This is a genomic window from Clostridium bowmanii, assembly GCF_018861315.1.
GTDB classification, from domain to species: Bacteria; Bacillota; Clostridia; order Clostridiales; family Clostridiaceae; genus Clostridium_AD; species Clostridium_AD bowmanii.
Map to the genome: position 1 here is coordinate 1 of NZ_JAHLDL010000045.1, position 12,990 is coordinate 12,990.

Sequence of the window (12,990 nt, forward strand, 5' to 3'; positions counted from 1 at the left end):
AAGTGATTTCATAGGTATAATTTGACGTAAATCACCTACTAATAATAGAAATAAAATGACTTTTCAATTAGTTATAATTTGACGTTTAACATCTATCTTTTGTATAGTAATTTCTACATTAGGAGTACAGCAGTCACAAAACATCTTAATTCCATGCCTATTATCGTCTTTTAAATGATATATTGCGAGTTTTCGCCTTCGATTATAACTCTTAAATTGTGGATACTGAAAATTGTCAATAACATCATTTCCATTCTTTATTAATATATTACTCACAAAGAATTTCCCCTTTTTAATTACTTAGCATATAAGCTTATTATACTTACAAATATAATATTACAATATCTTAACTATACATATTTATCTATGCAAAATAAAAGCAACTCCCCTTTGTCCTCCTCTTACCATTTCAAGCCCACAAATCCTAATTCCCCGTACCCACTAAAGAAACTCTTGCCCGATTAGCTTTTGGATCATATATGTTTTAGTGTGATTGAATGTGGGTACAGATACAGAAGTTAATCAGGTCATAACTATGTTTTAATTTGAATTTGAGCCTGAAAAACGTCATGAAAATAGGACTAAAGAATGTCTACCTTTAATCCTATCATTTATCTATTGTTATCCTTTTGTTAGTGTTAATGACTGTTTATCATTAGTTATCCTTAATATATAACTAATATTAACTTCAGTCGTTAATTAAGATATTTTAATAATCCTAACTCTTTTTCAAATTTATTAGTTTGTATATCATCATATTTTATTACTAACTTATTAACCTTAATATTATTTGTATTATCTACTTTCAATGTTAATTGTTTTGTTTCTAAAGGTTTTATTGAACCATATATTATATAGTCATCACCTATATATCCCTCAGCCGTATACAATTTATTTATAACATCTGAAACAGAAAAATTAAACCACCCTAAGTCTAAGTAATCTTCTTTGCTATTATTTGTAATATCTATATTAATTACAATTTGTTTTTTATATTTGGATAATTTGATAACATTAACTTTAGTATTTAGACTTTTTAAATCAACTGTTTTATTAATGTTAGAAACAGAAATAATATTGTTAGGTTCTTCCTTACTCTCAAGTAAACTGTTTGGCAAAGGTCTAATAATAGAATAAAATATTGCAACAATTGTTAATGACAAACAAATTGCTACCTTGTTATCTTTAATAAAATACTTAGTATTTTTTATAACTTTTTTACTCAATGGTATCTGATATAGTTTAATAAGTTGGCTTATTTCCTCTAAGTCATAGTCGCTACAACAAACTTCAATATTATCAATATATTTACTTAAATTATTAATATTAATTATTGGAATTTTGGAATTCTCTGAACCTATAATTTTAGTATCATAGTTTGCAATAACTATAATATCATTGATTTTATATTTTTCCTTTAAAATCTTAGTTAATGTTCTTCTATGCTGTAATGCTTGTTTTGCAAAATTGTCTATATTAAATTCCCCTCGATGAGTAATTTGTTTCCATACTCCATTAGAATCTATATTTATAGTTCCTGCATAATTTTTTGTTTCTATACTGTAAATACCTTTATGGGTTATTAAAATATGGTCAATTTGACTTTCGCACTCATCACATCTTAGGTTAATATCATATAATAATATGTTTTCTAAGTTTATCTTTTTGAGAATATTGTTTACCTTATATTCTCCTTTTTTACCTGAGCTAATTATACGCCTTGCCTTTGATATCTTTCTATAAAATCCAAACTTCTTACAAACCAAGTGTACAAATATTGTAAAAGCTAATGTAATTGTTAATTTAAAATTAACTAATACAAACTGTGCTAAAATGAGCAATCCTATTAATGTTATAAACCCTTTGAATCTTCCATAGTTTCGTCTATATTTTCTAAACATATAACACACTCCTTCTGTTTTAATACAGAGTTAGTATGCCTTAGAAACTAAACATATATTTATATATTACAAGTGTTCAAAATTATTAAGCATTTTCTAACACCTTCTCTATTAAATTCCTTAAATGATGTACCCGACTCCTCACCTTCCTACCCCCTTATTATTCAATTCTTAAAAGCCTCATTTTCATTTACTTAGCAAAATTATTTTCAATACTTTGACTGTTTTTACTTATACCTTTGAAAATTCCTTAGAATTTTCCCTATCTATCATCCCTCCTAATAAAGATCCCCAAAACCCCACCACCCTCTAATCCCTCCTCCCATCTCTCCTCACACCCTCTTTCCTTTTTTTGTATCATAATAAAGTTCCCCACAAAAATCGCCCCTTTTTCCCGACTTATCCACAGATTAAAAACAAGGTAAAAGCCAGGAATCATAATAAAGTTCCCCAAAAGTAAACACTAAATTTCAATCACTTTTCCCACCTCTTTCCCCCCATTTTTTCTCCCTAATTCATCTCTCATTTTGCATAAGCAAAAACAAATTAATCTATTCTTTTTCACACCTTTCTTCTCCCGCTCCTTCAATCTTTTATCGCTCTTTTCCTCTATTAAATCTATCATTAATTTCAATTCCATCAAGAGCCTTATCGGCTCAAAGCCCTCTCAGTTCTTCCTTCTTAAACCTTTCTACTTTCAAGATTAGGACATATTTTTTCTCTCTCATTTATCACCCATCATTCATCTCTCTTTTCTCCCATTCAATCCCACCTAACCCTTGCAATCACTCACTTTATTCTCACTTACTTCTCACCCTTTACTCTAATTCTTTTTCTCTCTCTTTTCTCACCCAAACCTCACCCGTAGGGTTCTATCTTTCTGTCACTCGTCTATCCAATCACTGGCTCACGCCTCTATCCTCAAACCGTATAACCATTGATATGTCTTGCTTTGCTACTCACTTTAAATCTACCCATATCACTTTCGGGATGAGTGGATTGGACATTTATTCAAGTTTCTTATCAGGTATTGAGCTGTTAAAAACAGCATAAGCGGAAAAGGCTAATTGAGTGCGAAGCCAATTAGCCTTTGGAGCGATTCTTACTTTTAATTCAGATAAGATTTTATTGAAGGTTGTGGATTTTATTCATTGATTTTATGTGATTTTCAATCTATGCTTTGTGGAAGAAAAGAATGAAAATTCGAAGGGATGCAGGGAATAAATGCTGTGATATATTCATGGTTTTTAGGTTGGGAGGAAGGGTTGGGGGGATGGTTTGATGTTAGATTATAGGCAAAAATAAAAGCCCCGTATTTAGCCGATAAAAGCTAAATACAGGGCTGTCCATCATCTATTATTCCCGAACTTTATTATGAGTTTGGGGAACTTTATTATAAGATGGGGAACTATATTATTTTGGTACACAAACTTGTTTTATTTACTCATTGCCTCTTCCACAGCCACAGCAACTGCAACAGATGCACCAACCATAGGGTTGTTACCCATTCCGATAAGACCCATCATTTCTACATGAGCTGGTACAGATGAAGAACCTGCGAATTGTGCATCTGAATGCATTCTTCCCATAGTATCAGTCATTCCGTATGAAGCAGGACCCGCTCCCATGTTATCTGGATGAAGTGTTCTTCCAGTACCACCACCGGATGCAACTGAGAAGTACTTCTTACCTTGCTCATGACATTCTTTTTTATAAGTTCCAGCAACTGGATGTTGAAATCTTGTTGGGTTTGTTGAGTTTCCTGTAATAGAAACGTCTACTCCCTCAGAATGCATTATTGCAACGCCTTCACGTACATCATCTGCTCCGTAACATCTTACCTTAGCTTTTTCTCCATCAGAATAAGGTGTTTCTTTAACGATGTCTAATTTACCAGTATAATAGTCAAACTTAGTTTGAACGTATGTAAACCCATTAATTCTTGAAATTATAAAAGCCGCGTCTTTTCCAAGACCATTAAGTATTACTTTTAGAGGCTGAGTTCTTACTTTATTTGCAGCTCTAGCAAGACCAATTGCGCCTTCAGCAGCAGCAAATGATTCATGTCCAGCTAAAAATGCAAAGCATTTAGTTTCTTCACGAAGAAGCATAGCTGCTAAATTACCGTGACCAATTCCAACTTTTCTATCGTCAGCTACAGAACCAGGTATACAAAATGATTGAAGACCTTCGCCTATATATACTGCTGCATCAGCCGCTTTAGTACAGCCATTTTTAATAGCTATAGCTGCCCCTACTGCATATGCCCAACAAGCATTTTCAAATGCTATTGGTTGAATTCCTTTTACTATACCAAAAACATCAATACCTTTTTCTTCACAAATTGTTCTTGCTTCTTCTAGTGAGTTTATACCGTGCTTACTTAACACAGGTAATATTTGATTTATTCTTCTTTCATAACTTTCAAATAAAGCCATTTAATTATTCCTCCTTCTTATATTATTTTTGTCTTGGATCGATTACTGTTGTAGCTTCATCAAATCTACCATAACTTCCAGTAGCTTTTTCCATAGCTTCATTAGCATCCATACCCTTTTTAATCATGTCCATCATTTTTCCAAGTTGAACAAATTTATAACCTATTATCTCGTTATTTTTATCTAGTGCAATATTAGTAACATAACCTTCAGCCATTTCTAAGTATCTTGGACCCTTAGCTAATGTTCCATACATTGTACCAACTTGACTTCTAAGACCCTTGCCTAAATCTTCAAGACCAGCACCTATAGGTAGTCCACCTTCTGAGAATGCAGTTTGAGTTCTTCCGTAAACAATTTGAAGAAATAATTCTCTCATAGCTGTATTTATTGCATCACATACTAAATCTGTATTTAATGCTTCTAATATAGTTTTCCCTGGAAGTATTTCTGAAGCCATTGCAGCTGAGTGAGTACTACCTGAGCATCCTATTACCTCAACTAATGCTTCTTGGATTATTCCCTCTTTAACGTTTAATGTAAGCTTACATGCACCCTGTTGTGGAGCACACCAGCCAATTCCGTGCGTTAAACCTGAAATATCTTTAATTTCTTTACTTTGTACCCATTTTCCTTCTTCAGGAATTGGCGCTGAACCATGATTAGGTCCTTTTGCAACACACATCATTTCTGAAACTTCTGTTGAATAAATCATAATATTATCTCCTTCCATATATAAATGATAATTTAATGTTTTAAATTCCTTATTGGAACTATATTGTCCCACCGGGACAAATTCTTAAATATGCTACCATTTCTATTTTAACAAATAAAACACAACTTAACAATAGCATTAAGACATAACATAATAATATCGTTAAATTGATTTATAAATTAATCAATTTAACGATATTAATTAAGCTTTTATAAATATACTTTTTTATTTCTTGCGAATGTATTTTCTAATATCTACTGCAACTGCTGATACAATAATTATACCTTTTATTATCTGTTGCCAATATGGATTAATTCCTATAAATGTTAATCCGTAATTGATTACACTAAATATAAGTACCCCTACTACAATACCTGGTACAGTACCAACACCTCCAGATACTGACCAACCCCCTACAACGCAGGCTGCGATTGCATCCAATTCATATCCATTACCATAATTATTTGTCGCTCCACCAGTTCTTGCAGCTTCTAGAACACCAGCTAAACCATAAAGAAGACCTGCTATTACATATATTGTTAATAAGGATTTACGTACATTAATACCTGAAACAGTTGCAGCTTCTCTGTTTCCACCTATAGCATATACATCTTTACCAAGCTTTGTCTTATTTAAAACTACATATATTATTACGGTAACAAGTGCTGCTATAATTACTACATATGGAATATTTAAAAATGATCCCGTTCCAAGAGCAGAAAAGTCAGCCCTTAAACCGCCAATAGGTTGTGACTTGTTAGGCGCCATATCAAAATAAATGGAGTTTGCTCCATAAACAATAACCATTGTGCCCAGAGTTGCTATAAATGGTGGTACATCGAACTTTGATACTATGAAACCATTTAAAAGACCAACTATACCTCCTGCTATAATACCTGCTAAAATAGGAATTATTATGTTTAAATGACCTAAATTCGGATAAAACTTACTTGAATAATCAGCAGCTTGGATCATTGAAGCAGATATAACTGCTGCAAATCCTACTACACGTCCAGCAGAAAGATCGGCTCCTGCTGTTAGAATTGCGAAACAAGCTCCTAGTGCTATGATTATTCTAGTTGAACTTTGAATCAAAACATCCTTAAACGTACCCACTGAAATAAATCGTGGATCTTTTATGGCGATACCTATTATTAATACAACCAATACTACATATATAGCATACTGCTTTAAGAATGCTTGTATACTTTTACCTTTTGACCTTTGCATTTCCATTTATCTTTCCCCCTCACTATTCCATATACTTGCTAGCAAGTGCCATTACATTTTCCTCTGTAGCTGTTTTACCATCAACAATACCAGAAAGATGTCCCTCACACATTACCATTATTCTGTCAGACATACCTAAAAGTTCAGGTAGTTCAGAAGATATCATTATAATACTTTTACCTTGATTTGCAAGTTCCGTAATAATTGTATATATTTCAAATTTCGCACCTACGTCGATACCACGTGTTGGTTCATCAAGAATTAGGATATCTGGAGCCGTAAGAAGCCATCTAGCGAGTAACACTTTCTGTTGATTACCACCAGACAAATTTTGTATAAGTTCTTTAAATGAAGGTGTTTTTATATTCAATTGCTTCATACTCATAAGCGAATCTTCTTTTCGCTTACTATCATTTAATATTCCCATTTTATTTAGATATTTCCACTGGTTTGCTACTACAGTATTTTCCAATACTGATAGCACTGGAAATATCCCTGTAGCCCTACGTTCCTCTGTAATTAAAGCCATATTATATTTTTTTGCTTCAATTGGGGACTTAATGGTAACTTGTTTATCATTTATGAAAATCTTCCCAGACTCCAAACTCCTAAGACCAAAAACCGCTTCCATAATTTCTGTTCTTTGAGCCCCTACAAGACCACCTACACCAAGTATTTCCCCTTTTCTAAGATTAAAAGAAACACCCTTGAAGGATCTTGGATAAGGTGAAGTGAATCCTTCAATTCTTAACACTTCTTCACCAGGCACATTGTTTCTATCTGGAAATCTATTAGTCAAATCACGTCCTACCATTTTTTTGATTATCATGTCAGTTGTAAGATCTTTAGCATCCCAAGTGCCCATCATCTTACCATCTCTCATTATAGAAACTTCATCAGAGATTTTGAGAATTTCTTCCATTTTATGGGATATATAAATTATTGCGACTCCTGTTTTTTGCAAATCACGAATTATTCTAAATAAATGGTCTACTTCAGTTTCAGAAAGAGACGACGTAGGCTCATCCATAATTATTACTTTTGCATTGTAAGAAACCGCCTTTGCTATCTCCATCTGTTGTACTATAGAAACAGATAAATTTCCCACTATTGTATTTGGATTAACATCAAGTCCAAGGCTTTTAAAAAGATCCTGCGTATCCTTGTACATTTTTTTCTCGTCAACTAATTTAAATGGTCCAATTCCATGCATTGGTAAACGACCAAGCCACATATTTTCCATTACATTACGAAATTTAACTGGATGGATTTCCTGATGAATCATGGCTATTCCAAGATTCAATGCTTCTTTTGAATTGTTTGTTACTACCTCTTGACCATCTAAAAGTACTTCTCCTGAATCCTGTGTGTATATACCAAAAAGACATTTCATAAGTGTAGATTTACCCGCACCATTTTCACCCATTAGGGCATGTACCTTACCAGCACGTACTTTAAGAGTTACATCGTCTAATGCCTTTACACCAGGAAACGTTTTGGATATATTATTTAACTCCAACAAATAATTATCTTCCTTCATTGTAATGCCTCCTGTATACCTTAATGATGAATAATTTCTATGAATTCATTAACAAACCAAAGTACAATAGAATGCCTATTGTACTTTAGTTAATTTTAAAACATTTAACAAACTATAAATATTGTGATTTATTTAGCATCAGCCATATTAGCTTTAGTAATTGGTTTGTAATCTATCCATACATATTTACTATCTGTTAAAGTATAACCAACATTTTCAGTAGTTGGAACCTTACCTTCAGCAAGTAATTGTGAAATCTTAAAAGTAGCAATTCCTTGGTTTTTAGCATCATTAAGTACTGTTCCAAGTAAAGTTCCATCAGCTAGTGCTGCAATTCCTGGAGCTGTAGCATCTACACCAACAACAGGCATAAACTTATCACCTTTAAAGTATCCTTTTGCTTGTAATGCTGATATAGCACCAAGTGCCATGTCATCGTTATTAGCAAGTACTGCTTCAATTTTATCACCATTAGCAGCTAAAATTGATTGTAATTTATCTTGTGCTTTAACACGATCCCACATACCAGTATCACTAGCTATTACATTAACCTTTATTCCTTCTTTTACTATTTCCTCAATAGAAGATTTAGTTCTTGCTATAGCATCTGGATGTCCTGGTTCACCAGTAAGCATAACATAATCCATAACTCCATCTTTATTTTTGTCTGCTTCTGGATGAGCTTTCCAGTATTCTGCTAAAATCTTACCCTGCATTATTCCTGATTGTTCAGGTTTTGCTCCTACATAATAAAGTTTATCCCACTTAGCCATGTCAGCAGCTGCAGGCATACGATTAAAGAATACAACTGGAATCTTAGCTGCTTGTGCCTTAGTTACAATTGCACCTGCTGCTGCAGAATCAACTGGATTTATTTCTAATGCATTTACTTTTTTAGTTATAAACAAATCAATTTTGTCGTTTTGAGTTGCTGATGAGTTTTGACTATCAACAATTTCCACACTTGATTTAGCCTCAGTTGCAGCTGCAGATATCGCATTACGAACCCCAGTCATAAATGTATCATCAAATTTATAAATTGTGCATCCTATAGATACCTTTTTAGTATCAGTAGATGCTACTGGTGCTGTAGTTTTACTTGAACAGCCTGCTAATAAAGTTGTAGCCATTGCTGTTATTAACATCATTGTAATTGCCTTTTTCATGAATTTTCCCCCTCTAAATTTTAATGTAAACGTTAACCTGTATTAATAATAACATCAAAAGCACTTAATATTAATACAAAATCCTACTATGATATATTAAAATCCTATGGTATTTATTCAATTTAATATTAATTGATAACTATTTGTAAGCCTGCTCAGCTATATCAATATTATCTTTTATTATAGTTACATATGGAATACGTATATACTTATTGTTAGTTATCTTCCATGAAGTACCATTAATAATGTTTTTACCATTTGCAGCATTTGTAACTAAATCAATTATTGCTTTCCCTTGATTATTTGCATCATTTAATATTGTACCAACCATAGTACCAGCCTTTATCTTTTTAGTCGCATCTGGGATAGCATCGATTCCAACTACAGGAACAAATTTTTCTTCAGATAGATACCCTGCTTTCTCCAATGAATCTAATGCACCCAGTGCCATAACGTCGTTATTAGAAATTACAAACTCTATTCTATTGTTAAATTTAGATATCCATCCATCCATTTTATCCTTTGCTTTTGCAGCATCCCACATTGCCGTAGATGCCGCTAACTCTTCTACCGTAATACCTGCCTTATTAATTTCATCTAATGCATATTTGCTTCGAGCCTCAGCATCAGGATGTCCTGGCTCACCCTTAAGTAATACATATGATAGCTTGCCATCTTTATTTTTATCCCATTTGTTTTTATTTTCATTCCAAAGATCTACTATCATTTTTCCTTGTAAAATTCCTGATTCCTTGGAATCTGTACCTACAAACCATGCTTTACCATAACTGTTTAGTACTGATGCATCTGGCTCCTTATTAAAAAATATAACCGGTAAGTTAGCCGCTTTTGCTTTAACAATTACAGACTTTGCAGCCTTTGGGTCAACTAAATTTATTGCAAGAGCTCGTACTCCCTTTGAAATCATTTCATCCACTTGTTTTAATTGTGTATCTTGATCATTTTGAGAATCATTCATATTCAATGCTATTCTCCCATATGCATCATTTTCCATAGAATTACGTATATAAGACATAAATTCGTCATCATATTTATAGATAGTTGCGCCTACTTTTGGTAATTCGCCCTTATATCCAGTCTTTGAATAAGTAACCCTGCTTATCCCCACTTTCAAAATAGATGCTACAATAAAACACATTGCCAAAGCTATTATAATTTTTTTTATATTATTCATACTGCATTCTCCCTATATACTTATTGTGTAAAAGGAAATAGTATTTTTTGATTTTGGGGTAAATACATATTATTCCTATCTATTACAACTACTCCAGTGTCTACGTAATTTGAAACTTTTTTGCCCTGTAAATTTAAAACTGCATATTTAACTGCTAAATAGCCCATTCCAAAAGGACTTTGAGTAACAGTAGCTTGAATCACATTTCTTTCTAAAAATTCTATTTCTTCTGGAGTATTATCAAATGTGATGACGTTGACCTTACCTGCAAAGCCTATTTCATCAATTGCCTCCGCTACTCCTATAGAGCTAATATAATTTAATGCTATTATTGTATTAACTTTATCATCACCTAATACAAGTTTTTTGGTAAGCACTGATGCGCTTTCTGAATCCGCTTCTACATAATCCATATATACAACCTTTACTTGTGGGTATTTTGAGATTATTGACCACAAGCCATTCTCCCTGTCCTTATTATTAGTTGCCCCATCAACAAAATTTATAATAGCAACTCGTGAGTTTACATCGCATAGTGAGACAAGCTTTTTCCCTGCCATTTCACCAGCTTTAACATTATCTGTAGCTATATAACTGCTTATTTTATTAGAATTTAATTTACTGTCTATAACGAGTAAAGGTATATTTCCACTTACTGCTTTTTCAGCCACGTTTGCAAGCCTATTAGAATCACTTGGTGCTAATATCAGTGCATCTACTTTTCTTTCAATAGCTGCATTTACAAGAGCTATTTGCGCGTCAATATCGTTTTCCTCACTAGGTGAAGTAAAGTCTACCTTCACATTAAATTCTTGCGCTGCCACCTCAGCACCCATTCTAACATTTTTAAAGTAGTCACCACTTTGAGTTTTTAATATTAAAGATATCTTTTTAGGTTCTTCCTCCCCTTTAGTACTTAAATTTATAATTCCAAATAAAAAGGGTGATATGAGTAGTATAATAAACAATAAAATTAATAAGCTATTCTTTTTAGACATATTGTGCACCCCAGCTCTATTCTTTTGTAAGAGGCAACCAGATTTTAATTGTAGTCCCCTCCTCAAGTTCGCTTTGTATTTCAAGACCAAATTCCATGCCATAACTTAATTGAATTCTCTCATGTACATTTTTCACTCCAACTCCTGACCCTGAATTATCTTTTCCTTTATACTCAAGCAGGTGCTTTAATTTCTCAGGTTCAATTCCCAGGCCATTGTCCGATATTTCATACAATAATTTACCATCAATAACAGATGCTGATATTTTTATAAAACCTTTATCTACCATATATTCGATACCATGATAAATTGAGTTTTCTATAAGAGGCTGTAGTATTAACTTTAAGGTTTTATATTCTAGAACTTCCTTTTGCACTATAATTTCAAACGCAAACTTATTTTTATATCTAATCTTTTGAATTATTAAATAATTTTTTGCGTGCTCCATTTCTTCTTGGACTGTAATTATATTTCTCCCTCTGCTTATGCTTATTCTAAATAACTTAGCAAGGGCAGTTACCATTGTTATTACCCCATCGTTTTTCTCATTTTCAGCCATCCAAACTATCGAGTCTAGGGTATTATATAGAAAATGTGGATTAATCTGTGCTTGCAGTGCATCTAATTCACTTTTTCTTTTCGCTTCTTGTTCTATTACTATTTGTGCCATAAGATACCTAACTTTGGAAATCATCAAATTAAAGGCAGTAGATAATCTTTCCACCTCATCTTCACCTTTTACGTCAATATATATATTAAAGTCCCCTGCCTCTACCATTTTCATTGACTGTTCTAACTGTTTTATTGGATGTGATATCTTTTCTGATATAAATCCAAATATAAAAATAATTATTATGATGCAAACAAACAAAATCCATCCTATAAAATTGGTACTAGTTTCCTTAAAATCTAAAATTTCTGACACATAGGCAACTGCTACAACCTTCCAATTAGTGTAATTCACTGTTTTTATTGTTATAAGCTGTTTACCTTCATCAGAATTTTCCAGATAACTTCCCAAGTAATCCTCACGATTCTCAGTTTTTAAACCTATGTTAATTAGTTGTTGTTCTGGATGGTATATGATATTATTATCAGAATCAACAATATAAATATAGCCTCTTTTTCCTATAGATATATTTTGGCAAAGCTGACCTATAGTGCTGTAATTCATGTCAACTAGAAGCACTCCCCGTACCTTTTCATTACCCCTATAAAAATATATAACTCTGCTTAAGGAAACAACCCAATCGTGTTTCCCTTTAAAAAGATTTTGAACATGTGGTAGTGAAAATTTCATGTTATCCGATTTATTTAAAACTGATTTGAACCAATCTTGATTAATAATGTTTACGTTATCCTTTAATACTGAGGTAGAAGCTTCAATTATAAGTTCTCCCTTATCTGAAAATACAGCTAAACTTGCAATGTCCCCTCGAATATTCTGTATTACATTCATTTGATCTTTCAACTTACTATTTGGAATATGTTGATTTAAATAAATATTTTTATCTAATAAATTGGATACTTCCTTTGTGCTCTTTAAATAATATTCAATATTTGAGTTTACTTGATTAACTAGTTGTTTTGTACTCAATGTAGCATTATCTTCTAAGGAAATTGAAAATTTATTATAAATTACAATCCCAACAAAGAGCATAGCTAAAACTGTGATCAGTGTAAATGATATAGTTATAATAAATTGTATCCCCCGTACTTTAAAGGTAGTAATTGCTGTGTTATATGGATTCTTCAAAAATCTTTTAATTCTGCTTTCCAAAATTTCATCTCCTCTTTTGTATGAAAA

Annotated in this window: 11 protein-coding genes; all 11 read right to left on the reverse strand. The window is 32.5% G+C overall.

The features are described from left to right. Positions 1-63: 63 nt before the first annotated feature. The gene (locus KPL51_RS20570; protein WP_216165839.1) at positions 64-276 is read right to left on the reverse strand and encodes a hypothetical protein; all 213 of its coding nucleotides are present in this window, start codon (positions 274-276) and stop codon (positions 64-66) included. 419 nt (positions 277-695) lie between these two features. Beyond that, the gene (locus KPL51_RS20575; protein WP_216165841.1) at positions 696-1,901 is read right to left on the reverse strand and encodes a nuclease-related domain-containing protein; all 1,206 of its coding nucleotides are present in this window, start codon (positions 1,899-1,901) and stop codon (positions 696-698) included. Between the two features lie 262 nt (positions 1,902-2,163). Then, positions 2,164-2,340 carry a hypothetical protein gene (locus tag KPL51_RS20580; RefSeq protein WP_216165843.1) on the reverse strand — a complete coding sequence of 59 codons (177 nt, stop codon included), beginning with the start codon at positions 2,338-2,340 and terminating at the stop codon, positions 2,164-2,166. A 997-nt stretch (positions 2,341-3,337) separates the two neighbouring features. Next, positions 3,338-4,339: a GGGtGRT protein gene (locus KPL51_RS20585; protein ID WP_216165845.1), complete on the reverse strand. Its 1,002-nt coding sequence runs from the start codon at positions 4,337-4,339 to the stop codon at positions 3,338-3,340. A 22-nt stretch (positions 4,340-4,361) separates the two neighbouring features. Continuing rightward, complete coding sequence (locus KPL51_RS20590; RefSeq protein ID WP_216165847.1) at positions 4,362-5,054, reverse strand: iron-sulfur cluster assembly scaffold protein; 693 nt, start codon at positions 5,052-5,054, stop codon at positions 4,362-4,364. A gap of 225 nt (positions 5,055-5,279) precedes the next feature. After that, complete coding sequence (gene mglC / locus KPL51_RS20595; RefSeq protein WP_216165849.1) at positions 5,280-6,290, reverse strand: galactose/methyl galactoside ABC transporter permease MglC; 1,011 nt, start codon at positions 6,288-6,290, stop codon at positions 5,280-5,282. Between the two features lie 16 nt (positions 6,291-6,306). Continuing rightward, positions 6,307-7,824: a sugar ABC transporter ATP-binding protein gene (locus KPL51_RS20600; protein WP_216165851.1), complete on the reverse strand. Its 1,518-nt coding sequence runs from the start codon at positions 7,822-7,824 to the stop codon at positions 6,307-6,309. A 128-nt stretch (positions 7,825-7,952) separates the two neighbouring features. After that, positions 7,953-8,990, reverse strand: coding sequence for a galactose ABC transporter substrate-binding protein (locus KPL51_RS20605; protein ID WP_216165853.1), 1,038 nt, complete (start codon positions 8,988-8,990; stop codon positions 7,953-7,955). A 139-nt stretch (positions 8,991-9,129) separates the two neighbouring features. Beyond that, a complete protein-coding gene (locus KPL51_RS20610) occupies positions 9,130-10,185 on the reverse strand; it encodes a galactose ABC transporter substrate-binding protein (RefSeq protein WP_216165855.1) in 1,056 nt (351 codons plus the stop codon). A 20-nt stretch (positions 10,186-10,205) separates the two neighbouring features. Beyond that, positions 10,206-11,183, reverse strand: a complete 978-nt coding sequence (locus KPL51_RS20615; protein ID WP_216165857.1) for a substrate-binding domain-containing protein — start codon at positions 11,181-11,183, stop codon at positions 10,206-10,208. A 16-nt stretch (positions 11,184-11,199) separates the two neighbouring features. Further along, complete coding sequence (locus tag KPL51_RS20620) at positions 11,200-12,963, reverse strand: sensor histidine kinase (RefSeq protein WP_224854604.1); 1,764 nt, start codon at positions 12,961-12,963, stop codon at positions 11,200-11,202. Positions 12,964-12,990: the final 27 nt, after the last annotated feature.

What these genes read in the sequence shown, in the direction of transcription:
- KPL51_RS20615 (WP_216165857.1), bottom strand. Translation starts at nt 11,183, where the DNA reads ATGTCTAAAAAGAATAGCTTATTAATTTTATTGTTTATTATACTACTC.
- KPL51_RS20610 (WP_216165855.1), bottom strand. Translation starts at nt 10,185, where the DNA reads ATGAATAATATAAAAAAAATTATAATAGCTTTGGCAATGTGTTTTATT.
- KPL51_RS20590 (WP_216165847.1), bottom strand. Translation starts at nt 5,054, where the DNA reads ATGATTTATTCAACAGAAGTTTCAGAAATGATGTGTGTTGCAAAAGGA.
- KPL51_RS20585 (WP_216165845.1), bottom strand. Translation starts at nt 4,339, where the DNA reads ATGGCTTTATTTGAAAGTTATGAAAGAAGAATAAATCAAATATTACCT.
- KPL51_RS20605 (WP_216165853.1), bottom strand. Translation starts at nt 8,990, where the DNA reads ATGAAAAAGGCAATTACAATGATGTTAATAACAGCAATGGCTACAACT.
- mglC (WP_216165849.1), bottom strand. Translation starts at nt 6,290, where the DNA reads ATGGAAATGCAAAGGTCAAAAGGTAAAAGTATACAAGCATTCTTAAAG.
- KPL51_RS20600 (WP_216165851.1), bottom strand. Translation starts at nt 7,824, where the DNA reads ATGAAGGAAGATAATTATTTGTTGGAGTTAAATAATATATCCAAAACG.
- KPL51_RS20575 (WP_216165841.1), bottom strand. Translation starts at nt 1,901, where the DNA reads ATGTTTAGAAAATATAGACGAAACTATGGAAGATTCAAAGGGTTTATA.
- KPL51_RS20580 (WP_216165843.1), bottom strand. Translation starts at nt 2,340, where the DNA reads ATGATTCCTGGCTTTTACCTTGTTTTTAATCTGTGGATAAGTCGGGAA.